This is a genomic window from Bifidobacterium sp. ESL1118 (assembly GCF_058505595.1).
Genome location: NZ_CP196371.1, coordinates 1,871,697 through 1,888,444 on the forward strand (window position 1 = coordinate 1,871,697; position 16,748 = coordinate 1,888,444).

General features: G+C 58.1%; 9 protein-coding genes and 1 tRNA gene. 6 read left to right on the forward strand and 4 right to left on the reverse strand.

The window, feature by feature from the left end; translation table 11 throughout:
• Window positions 1–124: 124 nt before the first annotated feature.
• Window positions 125–2,197, reverse strand: a complete 2,073-nt coding sequence (locus tag ACSYSS_RS07645) for a heavy metal translocating P-type ATPase (protein ID WP_491704277.1) — start codon at window positions 2,195–2,197, stop codon at window positions 125–127.
• A gap of 368 nt (window positions 2,198–2,565) precedes the next feature.
• Here ACSYSS_RS07645 and ACSYSS_RS07650 point away from each other — a divergent pair, with 368 nt between their 5' ends.
• Complete coding sequence (locus ACSYSS_RS07650) at window positions 2,566–4,800, forward strand: serine/threonine-protein kinase (RefSeq protein ID WP_491703423.1); 2,235 nt, start codon at window positions 2,566–2,568, stop codon at window positions 4,798–4,800.
• A 230-nt stretch (window positions 4,801–5,030) separates the two neighbouring features.
• Entirely contained in the window at window positions 5,031–6,062 is a 1,032-nt protein-coding gene (locus ACSYSS_RS07655) for a DsbA family protein (RefSeq protein WP_491703424.1), read from the forward strand.
• A 10-nt stretch (window positions 6,063–6,072) separates the two neighbouring features.
• Here ACSYSS_RS07655 and ACSYSS_RS07660 read toward each other — a convergent pair whose 3' ends face one another.
• Complete coding sequence (locus ACSYSS_RS07660) at window positions 6,073–8,535, reverse strand: BspA family leucine-rich repeat surface protein (RefSeq protein ID WP_491703425.1); 2,463 nt, start codon at window positions 8,533–8,535, stop codon at window positions 6,073–6,075.
• Between the two features lie 8 nt (window positions 8,536–8,543).
• Window positions 8,544–10,646, reverse strand: coding sequence for an InlB B-repeat-containing protein (locus ACSYSS_RS07665; protein ID WP_491703426.1), 2,103 nt, complete (start codon window positions 10,644–10,646; stop codon window positions 8,544–8,546).
• A 365-nt stretch (window positions 10,647–11,011) separates the two neighbouring features.
• Between ACSYSS_RS07665 and ACSYSS_RS07670 the strand changes: the two genes are divergently transcribed.
• The 4 genes from ACSYSS_RS07670 (at window position 11,012) to ACSYSS_RS07685 (ending at window position 15,271) form a co-directional block, all read left to right on the forward strand.
• A tRNA-Thr gene (locus ACSYSS_RS07670) sits at window positions 11,012–11,085 on the forward strand.
• A gap of 345 nt (window positions 11,086–11,430) precedes the next feature.
• Complete coding sequence (locus ACSYSS_RS07675) at window positions 11,431–12,861, forward strand: resuscitation-promoting factor (RefSeq protein ID WP_491703427.1); 1,431 nt, start codon at window positions 11,431–11,433, stop codon at window positions 12,859–12,861.
• 245 nt (window positions 12,862–13,106) lie between these two features.
• Entirely contained in the window at window positions 13,107–14,366 is a 1,260-nt protein-coding gene (locus ACSYSS_RS07680) for a ribosomal RNA small subunit methyltransferase A (RefSeq protein ID WP_491703428.1), read from the forward strand.
• A gap of 212 nt (window positions 14,367–14,578) precedes the next feature.
• Complete coding sequence (locus ACSYSS_RS07685) at window positions 14,579–15,271, forward strand: LytR C-terminal domain-containing protein (RefSeq protein WP_491703429.1); 693 nt, start codon at window positions 14,579–14,581, stop codon at window positions 15,269–15,271.
• 8 nt (window positions 15,272–15,279) lie between these two features.
• Here ACSYSS_RS07685 and ACSYSS_RS07690 read toward each other — a convergent pair whose 3' ends face one another.
• Complete coding sequence (locus ACSYSS_RS07690; RefSeq protein WP_491704278.1) at window positions 15,280–16,695, reverse strand: CCA tRNA nucleotidyltransferase; 1,416 nt, start codon at window positions 16,693–16,695, stop codon at window positions 15,280–15,282.
• Window positions 16,696–16,748: the final 53 nt, after the last annotated feature.

The following is a 16,748-nucleotide window of genomic DNA, read 5'->3' on the forward strand; positions in this document are numbered from 1 at the left end:
GGAATATTGGCGTTGCCGAATTTTTTAAAACGTTGGAAAACCGCGGTTCTCAAAATTGGTCTTCAGAAATTTAGCCGAAAAAGTGCACACTGAACGAAACTAACCAGAAAAAGCACCCCAAAAGTCACCGCTTTCGTTCGACGGCGGTGCTCAAAGCCCAAAGAATCGAAATGACGTCGATTCCTTCTTGCATGAAGGCGCCCACAACCGCGGGGATAAGGTTGAATGAGGCGGCGAGCATGCCGACGACCGCCAAAGACAGACCACCGAGCACCGCCTGGAGCATGACCTGCTTGGTGTGGCGCGCCACACGAACGGCCTGCGGCACCAGCTCAATGTTGTCGTTCATGATGACCACCTGAGCGGATTGGGACGCGGCAGTGGAGGAGCCATCGGTCATAGCCACGCCGATGTCGGCGGCAGCCAGAACCGGAGCATCATTGACACCATCGCCCACCATCATGGTTATGGGGCGCGTGAGTGATTCGCCAGTGAACACCGCAGCCACACGGTCCCACCAAGGATAGGCAGAAACGGTGTCATGCTGCGCCTGACGCACCACATCTAATTTGTCTTTTGGCAACATCTGCGCATGTACATCATCGATGCCGACCTCTTCCGCTATGGCCTGCGCCGAGTCGCACTTGTCGCCGGTGACCATGCTGATGGAGGCAACACCGAGCTCACGCAACTGCACCATTGCCGATTTTGCATTTGAACGCGGCACATCGCGCAACACAATACGGGCTATAAGCAGTCCATCGAACGCCACGAACGCTTCCATTTCGCCTGCACCCAACGGCGCGAATCGTGATGGAACAGAGGTCGGATCGGCCTCATCCGAGCGCACCGACCCGCGTCGAGCAACGACATCGATGCCACGGCCAGCGAAATCATCAACGGCGCCAGCAACATAATCCAACTTCCCCACACTTACCTTCACACCCGCCACAATGCCACTGACCCCGCCGCCGGAATCCTCGCGAACCGCGCTGGCACGGTTCACGCCTAAGTCAGGTGAACAGACATGAGCCTTGCGCAACCGGGCAATGGCGGCATCTCCGGCCTTGGCGATGCCCTGCGCCAGAATATGCACCGAATTCGACTCCAGAATGCCCGAGAGCGCCAAAACCAAATCCGATTCATGCCCACGAGAATGTTTGAAAGCCTCGAACGCCTTAGACTGCACCGCGCCCTTGGCCGTTTCAACGCGAATCACCTGAGGCCGCTTGCCCGTCACCGTGCCTGTCTTGTCGAAGAACACGTGGGTCACGCGGCCAAGATTTTCCAGAACTTCCTGCGCCTTGATGAGAATGCCGGCCTTCGCCAACCGGCTGGTTCCGGCCATGTACGCCACCGGCGCGGCGATGAGCAGCGGGCAAGGCGTGGCGAGGACCAGCACCTGCGCAAACCGCTCCGGCACTCCGGAGACCAGCCACGCCAAACCGGCGATGACGAATGAAAGCACTGTGAACGGCACGGCAAGCATATCGGCGGTCTTGACGACAGGAGCTCGGGATTCACGTGCAGAAGAGACCAGCTCAAGGATGCGTTGGTACTGCGAGTCCTGGGCCAGGCTGGTGGTCTGCATGGCGAATACTGTGGCGCCATTGACCGACCCGGAAACCACCTTGGCCCCTTGCCGCACCTGACGCGGCACTGGTTCTCCGTTGATGTTGCTCATATCCAACGTGGCGGAAGCGCTGAGCATCACGCCATCCACCGGCACCGTTTCGCCGGGCAGAACAGAAAGTTCATCACCGAGCTTCACGTTCTCCACCGGAACGTCATCGCCACCAACGTGTGCAATCTGCGGAGCAGCACCCACCAACGCCGTCAGGTTGCCTTCGGCCTTGCCCTGGGCAAACTGCTCGATGGCATCACCCGACCAGACCATGAGCACCACGGCCCAAGCCGCCCAATACTCCCGCACCGCCAACGTCGAAAGCATGGCGACCACTGCAAGCACATCCACGCCGACGTGCCCATGCCGTAGATCCTGCACCATCTCATGCAATGAGGCAGTAACCGAAACAATCACCAAAACGACCACCACGAGCTGCCCGACGGTGGGGTTGAAGGCCCAGCGGCGCGACCCCCACGGCTGCAGATTCCAACACCATGCGATGGGGATGGCGCAGAGCAACGTGACCCACAGCATGGGAGTGCGCACAAAGAATTGTGCCAGGGCACGCAGTGAGAGACCGGACGACGCAACCGGCGATGAGGCCGAAATGGGAGTGGCGGATGCAGCCGCGGAAGTAGATGTAGTAGCAGACGTGGAAGTAGAGGAATTGGAAGCCCGCGATGATGCCATGATGTTCCTTACGCTCGTATCGTGCCGCACCTTGCGTGGCCGGCACTCCGGTCACGCCTTGTTAACCCATCGGCTGTGCCACTAGGCACTGGCCGATACACGGCGTAAAGATTTCAATTACAGTTTCCAGTATACGTTGTGGCAACGATGATCACGCCGCACCGTACACAACGTTTAGTCCACCAACCACTCTGGCCTTCACCCTTGCGGCCACGGCATGGAACATGCATTCAGCGGCATTCACTACTATGGTTCGCATGAGCGATTTGAACGCATTGGACCTTGAGCCCGGCGAAGCGGTGGGCGGCTACACGCTCATCGACCGGCTCGGCGGAGGATCCATGGGGTCCGTATGGCGCGTGCGCGACGATGGCGGGCAGGTCTATGCCATGAAGATTCTGCGGGACTCTCTGAACGACGAGGCAGACAACGCTGGAAGCAGCGATTCGAACGCCACCCAATCCGCGGCCGATCTGACCATTGAGGAAGCCGAGGCCGCAGCCGGCCACATGACGCCTGCCATGCGCCGCAATCCGCACATCACCGCCCGCGAACGCCTACGCAGGGAGGCGCTCGCGCTCAAACGCGTGCACCACCCCGGCGTGTGCGCCATTGTGGACATGGAGCTTGACGACGCGCTCGCCTTCATCGTCACCGAGCTCATCGAGGGCCGTAACCTTCGTGACGACGTGAAGGTCAATGGCCCGTATGTGGGAGAAGATCTGGAACGTCTGGCCCGCAAGCTCATCAGCGCCGTGCGAGCAGTGCACGCCCAGGGCATCATCCACCGCGACATCAAACCCACCAACGTCATGGTTTCGGCCTCCGGCCCCGTACTTGTGGACTTCGGCATCGCCATGACGCAAGGTGAAAGCCATGTGACCCGCACCGGCTTGGTGATGGGCACGCCGGGATTCATCGCCCCTGAAATCATCGACGGTGCGGAGAGCGACGAACTCACCGACTGGTGGTCGCTGGCCAGTGTGCTCGCCTTCGCGGCCACCGGCAAACCGGTGTTCGGCGATAAGCCGATGATGGCCGTATTGGAGCGCGAGGCGGCTGGCAGCGCCGACCTCACAGGTCTGCCTCAGCGTACGTTGATGGCATTCCGGCAAGCCCTCAACCCCGACCGCACCAAAAGAATCGGCCCTGAGCAACTGCTGGGCGCCATCACCTCCGATGCCATGAACCCGGAAAACGCAAACGGATTCGGAGCGCAGTTCCCTTTTGATTCATCCGCACCGGCCACCGGAACCGGTGCGGCAACGGACGCTTTGGTGCCCAATAATCCACGCGTTTTGTGGGAAGCCGACTCCGACGGCACCTACAACCAAGACGATGCCAACGCCCCCGCCAATGCGAATATGGATCAGACCCAGTTACTCGGCACCGGCGAATCCGCGCCAGCCACGAGCGGAACTCGCGTCATGCCCGAGCTTGCGGATGGCGCATACACTCCGTACGCCTCCGACACGAGAAGCATGCCGAATAACCCTGCTTTGACCAGTGCTGAACCAGCTGACGGCGAATACACCAAGGCCATGCCGCCTGTGCCCACTGCCCCCCTGGCAGGTACCGCTTACGCTGGCGCATACCCCACTTCGTCTTCCTTGGTTACGCCGGAGGTAGCACCGAGAATCACACCAGAGATGGTACCTCCTGAAACCCAACCCAATGCGGCAGCAGCTCCACAGCCCTTGGTGCAGGCCCTGCCAGGCACACTGATGGGCCTGCGCCACCAGCAACTGGTCTCGCACTCCACATGGCCAATATGGTTGTTGGCCGTCCCCATCGCCCTCTTGGCAAGCGGCTACCCTATGCTCACGCTGCTCATCATCACAGCGTTAATTTGGTTGTTCGCAACACTCGGTTTGAGCGAACAGGCCCAGCTTGACCGAGAGTCGCGACACGGCGGAGAGCGCAGGAGCGGCGACTTCGCAAGGCGATGCATTTCAATGCCATGGCATATGTTGAAGGGCCTGGCCCTGGCCATTCCACGCGTGCTGCCGGCGGCGATCATCGCCATTCTTGTTCCTACGGTAATTGGCCTTGTCTTCGGTTTCCCCCACTCCACGCTCAACATTCCGCTGGGCTCGCAAAGCCTGCCCATCCCGGTGTTCCAAGACAGCCCGACAACTGTGACCGGATGGACGTATGCGGCGTGCTCCGCCGCGGCATGGCTCATTGCAACCCTGCTTCCCGTGCAGGACACACTACGCGTCGGCATAGGGTACCTGTGCGCAAATGCGAAAAAGCAAAGGGTGGTTTCAGCCTCGACTCCGCAAGTCGGCAATGTGCCCGTAAGCATCGACATGGCAAACGCGAATGGCTCTACAGCCCTTGAAACGCCAACCGAAAGCCCAGGCAACCACAACAGCCGCAATCACAAAACCCTCATACTCGTGACGCTTTGGGCCGCTCTGACGGTTGCCGCAGCAGTTTCAAGCCTCACAGCAGAGCAGCTAGTATGGTTCCCACTGTAAGCCTCGGCTCGGTCTTGGGTAGGAGCGGAGCGTCCAAAGCACCCCCTGCATGCGCAAACACTGGCTCCGGCTATCGCAACGCCGCCAACCCGCATTGCGGCTGAAGGCTAAAAGGGCAGTCATCTACTACCCATTGTTTTGGCCCAATTATACTAGGTACTGAATTTGCAACAACGTAGGCGGTCATGCTAGGTATAAAGGCTGCAGCTTCAAGGAAAGGGAACGTCAAAATGGCGCAACATGCTCAACGCAAAGCCCAAAATGCCAATCCACGGCAACACACCATGGCATCTTCGAATGGCAATGACAACCATGCAGCCAGACGCCAGGCACAGGCGAAGAGACGCAAGCAAGAGGCGGCGTTGGCACAAGCCCAAGCGCAGGAGGCAGCCCGAGAACGCCACAAACAGACCATGATAGGCATCATCGTCGTAGCCATCGTCGTAGCCCTGCTCGCCGGCATCGGTGGAACCGTGGGCTACAACCTCTATAAAAAACACAAGGAGGCGTCTTACACGGTTCAGCAGGCATATGCAGACTTACAGAACATATCGGTTAAACCTTCGACGGCCGACAAGCAGGGTGGCATCCTGTTTTCACGCGAAGGCTACGATAAAAAGGTTGCCAACGCTCCCACCATGGAGATTTTCATGGACCCACTGTGCCCTGGATGCGGCTCATTGCATCAGCAAGTCGGCTCAACGCTTAAAGAGCTTGTGGACGCCGGGCAGATCAACCTCGTGTACCACCCGATGAACTTCGAAGACAACGCCTCAACCGACAAATACTCCTCGCGGGCGGCAGGGGCGCTGCTATACATAGCCTCGCACGATTCGAACCCCGACCACCTCATGGAATTCATCGACAACCTCTACGCCAAGAACTACCAGCCCCAGGAAGGCAGCGGCTACGTGCCGACCGACAACGACAAGATCAAGGCGCAGGCGTTGAAGGCCGGTGTGAGCAAAGCCGTTGTGAACAAAGCCTTCCATGGGACGTATGACTCCTGGTTGGGAGCCTCGCTCAAATACACGATCCGCCGGCCCGAGCTGTGGAACCAGTCAGGACAATACAAGGGCAGCTTCACCACACCCACCATCGTGTTCAACGGGCACACACTCGACATGAACAAGGTTTCCCAAACCCCCTTAAGCCAGAAAACCGTCATTCTCGGCTCGCTGGGCCTCAAGGAATCTCAGGTGGGGCACGAAGGCGAAATGCCCAGTATCGGCGCGAAGGGCAAGCCTCTGGCGCTGTTCTAGAACAGCGCCTCTAGCGCCCCTTCCCTTCTTCGACTGCGATAGAAAGCACAACCCCGGCAGCGACTAGCAGCAGAACCGCATACCAGACCGCCTGCGTATCCACACCTGTTGCCGCGAGCGTAGAGCTCTTGTCGTTCACCTTTGCACCGGCAACGCCATTCGCATTAACCGGCAACGAATGCGTATTTCGTGCCCATACCGCATATAATGTCACAACCGTCCGTTCCGGAACGGCATAGTCGGCGCCGGCAACCGTATAGGTGCCAGATCCGTCGGGCGACTCAGCCCAGCCCTTGATATGATAGCCCGGCAAAGAGAAGCCTGAAGCCGGCGTGGCCAAACTCGTATCCGAATACGTAGAGACCGATGCGATCGAGCCGGTGGGCGTGCCCAATGACCCTCCGTTCGCGTCGTATTTCACCGTCACCGCCATCAACAACGAATACCTCGTCGGCACGCTGCGCCGAGCGGTCTGCGGTGTGGTGACGCCGCGCTCCCCCAGCATGTCATTCCAGGAACCCGTCCAAGACCCTTCCGGGTCCACCTGCTTCCACACCCAACCGGCAGGTGCCACAGGAGCCGTGCCGGCGTCATCCAGCCTCATATCGGGTCCAAGCGTCACCGAACGCAACGCATCGTCGCCTCTGAAAATCTGATCCATGCCGCCGACCTCGGCTCTGGAATCAAAGTGAGCCAGATTCAGTGTGACCAAATCGGGGCAACCCATGAACATGGCCATCATTTGGGTCACATGACTCGTGTCGAAACCGCTCAAGTCAAGTTTTGTGGTGCCCCTGGACTGGTCGAACATCATATTCATATTAGTCACCTTATCAGTATTGAAATTGCTGAAATCCTGGCCGCCAAGATGATCTGCGCCAAAGAACATAGCCTCCATGCTTGCCACGTTGCGTGTGTCCAGACCGTGGATGTCGATGCCCATGCCCCGAACATCCAAAGCCTCGAACATGCCCGCCATGCTTTCCACATTCCTGGTATCGAAGTTCGAAAGATCGATGTGCATGGGGTGCGGAATCGATCCGGCGTGGTCGAACATGCCCGCCATGTCCCTCACGTTCGACGTGTCGAAACCGGTCACATCGGCATTGGTGAGCGCAGTGCACCACTCGAACATGCCATCCATCCTTCTCACGTTGCCAGTCTTGAAATGGGAGCCGAACGCAATGCTCGTCAGCGCGGTGCTGAAAAGGAACATGGAGTTCATGTCCGTCACGTTCGACGTGTCGAAACCGGTCAAATCAAGAGTCTGGAAATTGGTGCTGTAGAACATGAAACTCATGTCCGTCACATTCGATGTATGGAAGTTCGGCCCTAACGTCAACTCGGAACCGCTGCGAATGACGATATGGGTACCTGATGGGTCCACGCCCGTCGTTTCCGCGAACATATGACTCATATTTCTCACGCTCGACGTGTCGAAACCGGTCAAGTCAATGTTCGGACAGGGAGTGCCATAGAACATCCAGCTCATATCGGTCACGTTCGACGTGTCGAAGCCTGGGCCGAACGTCAACGATTTCAAAGCAACGAGGCCGGACCTGCCGGATGCGTCATTGCTGGCGACACCACCGAACATATGATTCATATCAGTCACATGACGCGTGTCCACGCCAGTCATATCGATGCTTGTCAGCATTTTGTCGCCACTGAACATACGGCTCGTATCCGTCACTTTTGCGGCGTGGAACCCCGGCCCGAACCGTACGACGCCAACCTGATTCGACGCTGGATCGCAGCTAAGCGTCTCAAGGGGGTCGCAGACGAGTTCGCTGCTTTCCAGATAGAGATTCGTCAGTTCGCCGTCGTTCTCGAACATCCCCTTCATGCTTGTGAAATTGGTGGCATCCAGATACTGAAAATTCCTGAAATAACCGAGAGACGTAAAATCAGCGAACAGGTCGGTGGCATCCAATGCCACAGCCGGCAATTGGTTGTCGAACTGCACATAGGAGATGGCGCTCTTGTCGAGTCCGTCCCAGTCGGGCAGACCAGGCGTCGTCCCGGCACTCACACCAGTGATATGAAGTGCGCAGGCTGAAGATGGACCAGAGTCATATCGCTGGATGTTCCACGTAAAACCACCATGCCCGTTTTGGGGGCTGCCGCTGTTCTGCACAGGCTGATCACAGGGGCGTCCGACTCGGGTCATGCCGCCACCGCGCGTGGAAGCACCAGGCGCATGCTCCGAGAGACTCCGCATCCGCGCCATCTCCCTGTTATGCGCTCTGAGAGCCACCGATGCACGGTCACCGCCGTTGGAAGTGCCTGAATCGGAGTCAGCGGACTGGGAGGAGACCTCGCCGGCAGCCACAGGATCGGCCTGTGCCGAAACAGGGGCACAGAGCAGGAACGTACTGCACAACATCGCCACTGTTACCACCAGAGACGGCAAAACAACGCATCTGTGCCCGCTGCATGCATGGCGCACACCTGGTGTTCTAGGACTCTTCATAATACCTTCTACTTCCTTTCAGCGAAACGACGCCTTGCAATCCAGACGGTGACACCTGCCGCCACCAGTAACAGGGCCGCACACCCGACCCCGCGCACATCCGTGCCCGTCGCGGCAAGGACCGGACCAGCGGATGCCTTCGAGTCTCGATGCCCAGTCTGTTGGCTGTGATGCGTTTTGACGGGCTGGGCACCAGGCCCAACGGGCACCGTATGATGGACCGGTGCACCCTGATGCGTCGGACGTGCCGGGAAAAGCGGGGTGGCGGGAACCGTCGGTTGCATCGGCCCGTGATGGACAGCCTTCCATTGGGCATAGAGGGTCACATCATGGTCCGGCATGGTCATCGAAGCGCCATCCGCATAGTCCGTGCCGCTCCCATCCGCACGCGTGTTCCAGCCCGCAAACGTCCAATGTGCACGGGTGAACGCATTCGCCGGCAAAACCACCGACTCGCCGTCCGACGCGCTCTGCGCGGCCATCGAACCCAAACCGCCGTTGGCGTCAAAACTCAACGAATACCTAGCAATGTATGTGTACGTTACCGGTGCCGTGCGCGTGGCCATGGCAGGGTCATTGACACCGAATACGCCGAGCATCTCCTCGAACGCACCCGTCCAGGAACCGGCGGGATCCGTCTGCGCCCATACACCGCCGGAAAGCGCAGGCGCAACGATGGCGGCGCCCTGGACCAAGTGCGTGTTGGGCCCCAGGGTCAGCGACCGAAGAGCGTCATTGCCGCGAAACAGGTTCTCGATGAGGGAAGGACCAGACACCCCCCTCAAATCGAACCTACCCATGTCCACACTCTCGAGCGCCGAAGCGCCGTCAAACATTCCCACCGCCTCACCAAGCACAAAATCATTGTCATTGCCAAACGTAACGGTGCGCAAAGCGGTATCGTCCTTGAACACATTATCGGCATACGCCCCATCGCCCCACATCCCGACGCCGTTGAAGCATCTCAGGTCGGCCGCTGTCAACGACGTGCACTTCTCGAACATTGATGAGATGTCCGCCACCGCTATGGGAACGCCGGTCGGGAACGTGACCGAGTCAAGCACGGTATCGCCGCAGAACATATGGTCCAGAAAGGCCGGATCTCCTGTGGTCTTCACACAACCGCTCAAATCGACCGACCTCATTGACGTGCAGCCGTTGAACATGGAAGTCATGATGCCCATCTGATAGCGGGAAGGAAAGATGAACGAGGTCAGGGCAGTGTCGCCGTCAAACATGTTATTGGCCGTCAAACAATCCGTGCCCCTCAAATCGATACTGCTGAAATCGACCGACTGCAGTCCGGTGCAGCCCGCAAACATAGAATCCGTGTCTATTCCACCGGTTTGAATGCCGGTATCGCTGTAAATGGCTTTGGCGCCTTTGGGAAGCATGACCGAGGTCAACGACGTGTCATCCGCAAACATACTGCTCATATCATTCAATTGGGATAGGTCAAGGCCGGAAAGATCCATCGAACGCAGGCTGGTGCAGCCCGCAAACATACTGCTGGTCGACATAATATGGCTGGTGTCTATGGCGCTGAGGTCTATGGTGCGCAACGAGGTGTCATCCGTGAACAGTGAATCCAGACCTTGAAGGTCCTTGAACGCATTGAGATAACCCAAATTGTCTACAGCGGTAAGAAGGGGGAAATCGCCCAGCAACGAACCGGGACGGGAATCATCCCCCGTATCACCGATACGGGCATCGAACACGATCTTGGTGACCAGAGGCCGATAATTTGTATCGAAGTCCGAACCCCAGTCTTGGAAGGTGAAATCGCCACCAAAACTATACCCGGTGATGTGCGCTATGCACTGCGCACCGCTGGCCTCGATTTTCCAACGCACACCTGAGCCATGACTCTGATCCGTTCCACCCGTGGCACCGTCAACGCAAGCGCCACGCGACTGGATACCGCCATGCGACTTCAAGGCATTATGGGCATCACCGCTCCCGCGATTTTGACCCGTTGCAGACTGAGGAGAGGAAGCGACGGCGGAAGCAGGGCCTCCGACGGTCGCATCGGCAGCGGCCCCGGGAGCAGACACCACGAAACCGAAAACCGACACAGCCACGGCAAGAAACACCACAACGAGCTGCCTCACAACAGAAATTGCCTTCCTATGCCAAAATGAAACCAGACTATCGTTCATAAACCCAACCTCTTTACAATACATCGCCATGAATAATATTATGATAATTGTTTCGTTAACATTTGATATATTAAAATCAAGGAACCATATTTTACATAAGTTTGATACACACTCAAGCGGAAACCAATGCGACGATTGCGAGACGGCAGAATCATGCATAACCATAGGCATATTCCAGTTTATGCACAGAATCGGTTCGCCGCAACGTGATGGATTTGAATTCGTCCGAGTTGCAAGCTGCACGACACGCAAACCTCACGCGGTTGGTATAGACTTTGTTCTGTATGTTTTGCATCATCGCAGTGCCAAGCATGTGCGCCTCCTTAGCTCAGATGGCCAGAGCGGCCGCCTTGTAAGCGGCAGGTCGTCGGTTCGATCCCGACAGGAGGCTCCTTCTCAGGCGAAGGGCAGATAAACTGAAGGGACGGTTTAATTCTTTCCTCGAGTAAGGCGCAGAAGCCTACAACCATAGGTTTCTGCCATCGGTGGGGTCAAACCCAAGACTCCACCCACAGGGCGGGAGTATCCCCTTCACTCCCGCCCTTCCACTTCCTTTGTTCCAGGTTCGGGCATCACCTCTCGTCGAGGTATCTTGCGCAACCCGTCAACCTCCTTCGTCAAATTCGTCAAACCGATTCTTCATAGCCAACCACACCTGATCACACTCATTTACTTTTACGTCACGTCTGGTTAAGATACTGTAGGGAAAACACATACAGATACATAAGGAGGACACATGGCACGCCGTTGGACACCGCAGAGGTTCATCACCTTAAGGCGAGTGCGCATCGGCTTGTGCGTGGCGGCCGTGGCGCTGGTCTGCATTGCGGCATTCATCGTAGGGGCCCGCAGGACCGTGGCGCTGAGCGTCAACGGCGAAACCCGCACGGTGACCACCTACACCCAGAGTGTGGACCGACTGCTGCAGACGCAGAACGTGAAGCTCAAAACCCACGACGTGGTGAAATCGACATCCGACGGGGCGCTCAAGAACCACGACACCGTGAGCACGCAAAGCGCCTATCAGGCCACCATCACCATCGAAGGGCAGGAAGTGCCGTTCTGGACCGTGGCTTCGAGCGCAGACCAATTGCTTGGCTTCTTCAAATCCAACGACGCCAAGGCCTCCGCGGTCACCGTCAACCTCCCGAACGTCTATAATCAGCTCACCGGCGGCATCGTAATCAACAAAGCCGGCCCCGTGACGGTCATAGCCGACGGCAAATCATCGGTGGCGCCCAACGGCAAGCTCACTGCGGCTTCGATTCTTGACTCGAAAGGCATCACGTTGGGCAAAGAGGATCGTGTCAGTGTGGAGGATGGCGGCGGCACCACCATCCTGAGGGTGCAACGGGTGACACAGAAGGACGAGACACAGGACAGCGTGATTCCCTTCGGCGAGCGTACGATTGTCGACAATGCGCTTGCACCGGGGACTAGCGAAGTGCGTCAACAGGGCGTGAACGGCGTGAAACGGCAGAACTTCAAGGTGACGTATGTGGACGGGCAGGCCGAGAGCAAGACGTTGGCCTCACAAACCGTAGTGAAACAGCCGATTGACGAAATCATCGCGGTAGGGCCGGCAGCTCCGGCGGCCACACCGAATCAAGGCTCCGGCAATGGGAACGAAGGCGATGGCAAGACCGATACCGGCAACGGCAGCGATTCGGATAACAGCAACAAGGAAAACAAGCCCGCCAAGCCCAGCAACCCGTCGATGCCAGTGCCCTCACCGACGCAGCCAACCACACCGAATCCGCCGGCACAGCAGCCTCAGCCGACTCCGGCGCCCGCGCCCACACCTACCCCGGCTCCGGCTCCGACACCGCCGCCAGCGTCTAACGGCAACGGCATGTGGCACGCCACATCAGACATGGCGAAGATCTACGCCAGAGGCGCGTTGGCCGCCCGAGGCTGGACGGGCGAGCAACAATATGATGACCTTGTCAACATGTGGAAGAGAGAGTCCGGCTGGTTGTGGTGGAAGCAAAATCCTACGTCCACCGCCTACGGCATTCCCCAGCTCATCGACTTGAACTACAATCCATACCCCAATTACCATGATGACGCCGGCGTACAGATCGGGGCAGGGCTAGACTACATAGCCAACCGCTACGGTAACCCATCAAACGCTTGGAGAGTCTGGCAGACCCAAGGCTGGTACTAAACCCATCAGCAAGGCTCAATTAGACTATTTATTGAGCAATTCACTGACTGCTTTTTGCATTTCCACCCGTTTTCGAGCCCCAACTGTTTCTTCAGAGGGGGCTTTTCTCGGCAATAGGCAAACACCGAAATCCAAAAAGACTGGGAAACCGACATTCTTGATTTTTGTATCAACGAAATCCAAAGAAAAAGTACCCACTGAATGAAAATGACCCCAAAATGCACCTCATTGTGTAGGTTGAAAGCATGAACAAGCAGGGTAAAGCCGCAGATTCGAACAGCGCACCAACCGACTGGGCATTCAAGGGCACAGGCACCGATCAAGAGCATCGGACGGCAAACTTCAACGCCGAAATCAAAGTTGAGACCGCAACCCCATCAAAACAAACTGACAGCGACGACCACACCCAGCTCTCGCAGCGTGCTGCAAGCCCAAGCCTCGGGCATCTGCTGGGTGCGGCCGACATACGGCGTATCGCCGCGGAGGCGGGCATCAGCCCAACCAAGAAACTAGGGCAGAACTTCGTCATCGACCCCGGCACCGTGCGCCGCATCGCACACGAGGCTGGTGTGAAAAGCGGCACGAACGTGTTGGAGGTCGGACCTGGGCTGGGCTCGCTCACGCTGGCGTTGCTGGAAACAGGAGCGAACGTCACCGCAGTGGAAATCGACCCCGCACTGGCCAGCCGCCTGCCACAGACCATCACCAGCTTCATGCCCAATGCCGCAGGTCGGCTGACCGTGGTCAACGCCGACGCACTGAGTCTGAGCCCTGAGACCTTGCCACAGCTCGCCCCCGATGCCTTGCGAGCCCCAGTGCAAAATCGCAGAGGCAAAGCCAGCCGCACAACAGTAGCCGCACAACATGTCAGTGCAGCAACAACCTCTGCCAGCGCGGGCAACCCATTCACCCTCGTCTCCAACCTTCCCTACAACGTGGCCACGCCAATCCTGCTCACCCTGCTCGAACGGTTCAGCAATCTGAACCACTTCACCGTCATGGTGCAAAAGGAGGTGGCCGATCGGCTCGTGGCCGGCCCCGGCAGCAAGATCTACGGAGCCCCTAGCGCCAAACTGGCATGGTACGGCACAGCCGAGCGGGCAGGGCTCGTGAGCCGGAGCGTATTCTGGCCAGCCCCGAATGTGGATTCGGCATTGGTCTCGTTCACGCGTTCCACAGCACACCAAACCCCGACCATTGCAACGCAACAAACTCCAACGCAACAGCGGCAAACCGCCAAAACCAAACCAAACCAGCACAATGTAACCACACAATGGCTCCGCGAGGAAGAGGGATGTGATGGTGGGATGCGCCCAAGGCGTGAAACGGTATTCCGTCTGGTGGACGCAGCATTCGGCCAACGCCGGAAGACCCTGCACGCCGCGCTCAAGGGGCTGGTGAGTCCGGAATCCTTTGAGACCGCAGGCATCGACCCCACTCGCCGCGGAGAAACTTTGACCATTGACGAATTCACGAACCTGGCCGGCGCGAACGGCCTGCTCTAGCCAACGGTCAGCACATGCGCACTCTCCTGCGGGAAAAGGCGCGTGTGTTGATGCACGCCAATCACGAGCCAGTCGATAAGTGAATCGCCGCTTCAACCGGCGTTCGGATAGCTGCTGCGTCACGGAGTGACGATAAAATGGAATCGATAATGTGTGTTACTGCATATACGGACCGGTAACACAGTGAACTGATGTAATCGACAGGAACAGGGATGCCACAGCAATACATTGACGAGCGTGAGCAGCGCAGGCACTATGTGCGTAAACGGCAGGTCAGGGTGTTCGCCCTTGTTGCCGCCGTCATGGTTGTGGCTTTGGTCCTGTCCATTCTTTCATGGTTCCATGTTTTCGACGCCAAAGCCTCGGTCTCTCCCGAGGAGGAGGCCAATCACAATTTTGGTGCTGCCTCCGTTTGCGCGCCGTTCGACGACAAAGGCAATGCCCCTGCCTACTTGGCGAACTCCGCAGTCTACCTGCGCGTGCTCAACGGCACCTCCTCACGTGGCTTTGCAGGCGCTGTGGGGGAAGCGCTGAATGAACGGCTGTTCAACGTCACCTCGGTGACGAACTACACCCGTCAAAATGTGAAACGTACGATTATTTACTATGGTGCATCAGGCATTGATGATGCCTACACTGTGCGAGCGAATTTCACGGATGCACAGATGGTGATGGACGACCGTGGCGACGCTTTGGTAGACGTCGTCTTGGGGAAGACGTTCAACGACCTAGTGCCAAAGAAGCAAGTGCCTGCAAAGGGCGCGAGAATCAAGAACCTCAGCGGCTGTGAGAGCTTTGCATCTGTGCAGAAAGCCGTGAAGGACGGTAAGAGGAAGCTGCCGGGCGCTCCGGTGCACGATGCTCCTCCGGCACCTCAGGCCTCCGACTCGAATGAGTCCAACTAAACTATGCCTTATTCCTGTTTATCTGCCCAACGCTTGAGTTCGGCCACGGCATCGTCGTGTGAGGCGGGGCCATGGTCCAGACGAAAATCAAGCATGTGCTTGTAGGCCTTCCCCACTATCGGGCCGGGTTTGATGCCAAGTATCTCTATGATCTCATTGCCGTTGAGGTCTGGGCGGATGGAGTTCAGATCCTCTTCGGCTTTGAGCTTCTTGACCCGCTCCTCCAACTCATCCATCGCCTGCTCGAACACGAGTGCCTTACGACGGTTTCGCGTGGTGGCATCGGCGCGGGTGAGTCGGTTGAGCCTCTCATACAAGGGGCCCGCATCCTTGACATATCGCCGCACGGCAGCATCGGTCCAGGGCTCATCCACATAGCCGTGGAAGCGCAGATGCATGTTGACCAAGTCGCTGACATCTTGGATGAGCTTGTGGTCGAAATGCAGCGCCTTCATGCGCTTGCGCACCATCTTGGCCCCGACCGCATCATGGTGGTGGAAACTCACCTTTCCTTGAGCCTCGAAACGACGGGTGGCGGGCTTGCCGATGTCGTGCAGAAGCGCGGCCAGACGCAGCGTCAGGTCAGGAGCGGGAACCGGGCCGTCCGAACCGGTCTCCAAGGCAATGGCCCGGTCGAGCACCATGAGTGTGTGCTCGAAGACGTCCTTATGACGATGATGCTCGTCGATCTCCAGCTGGAGAGCCGGGATTTCAGGCAAGACGATGTCGGCCAAACCAGAGTCCACCAAGGCCTCGATGCCCTCGTGAGGCCGTTCGGAGAGCAGCAACTTCACCAGCTCGTCGCGCACGCGCTCAGGCGAGACTATCCGAATGCGATCGGTCATGTCGGTGATGGCTTCGGCGGTGTCCGGCTCGATGCGGAAGCCGAGCTGAGAGACAAACCGCACGGCACGCATCATGCGCAGAGGGTCGTCGTCAAAAGACTGACGCGGATCGACCGGTGTGCGCAGAACGCCCTTCGCCAGGTCGTTCGCCCCACCATAGGGATCCACAAACTGCACGTCAGGCACCCGCAACGCCATGGCGTTGACCGTGAAGTCACGCCGGGAAAGATCGCCTTCCAAACTATCGCCGTAACTCACCTCGGGCTTACGCGAGTCAGAATCATATGTGTCGCTGCGGTATGTGGTGACCTCCACCTTCACCTCGGTGCCGTCAGCGCGCCGGCGCATGGCCCCGAGTGTGCCGAACTTCCGGCCCATATCCCAGAACCCGTCGTGTCCGAACCGCTTGAGAATCGGCTCGAACTCATCAGGGCGCGCCGATGTGCAGAAGTCCAGGTCGTGGCTCGGCCTGTGGAGCAGCAAGTCACGCACCGCACCGCCCACCAACGCAAGCTCATAGCCCGAGTCGGCGAACATCCGCCCCAATTCAATGGCCTCAGGCCAAACCGTAAAATCCAATGCCACTCCTGACACTCCTTAGAACCGCCGACACCGGCCGCCGAAGGCCTATG

Excerpts from the sequence above, each read along its gene's own strand:
- ACSYSS_RS07650 (WP_491703423.1), top strand. The coding sequence starts at position 2,566 with ATGGTTCGCATGAGCGATTTGAACGCATTGGACCTTGAGCCCGGCGAA.
- ACSYSS_RS07655 (WP_491703424.1), top strand. The coding sequence starts at position 5,031 with ATGGCGCAACATGCTCAACGCAAAGCCCAAAATGCCAATCCACGGCAA.
- ACSYSS_RS07660 (WP_491703425.1), bottom strand. The coding sequence starts at position 8,535 with ATGAAGAGTCCTAGAACACCAGGTGTGCGCCATGCATGCAGCGGGCAC.
- ACSYSS_RS07675 (WP_491703427.1), top strand. The coding sequence starts at position 11,431 with ATGGCACGCCGTTGGACACCGCAGAGGTTCATCACCTTAAGGCGAGTG.
- ACSYSS_RS07680 (WP_491703428.1), top strand. The coding sequence starts at position 13,107 with ATGAACAAGCAGGGTAAAGCCGCAGATTCGAACAGCGCACCAACCGAC.
- ACSYSS_RS07685 (WP_491703429.1), top strand. The coding sequence starts at position 14,579 with ATGCCACAGCAATACATTGACGAGCGTGAGCAGCGCAGGCACTATGTG.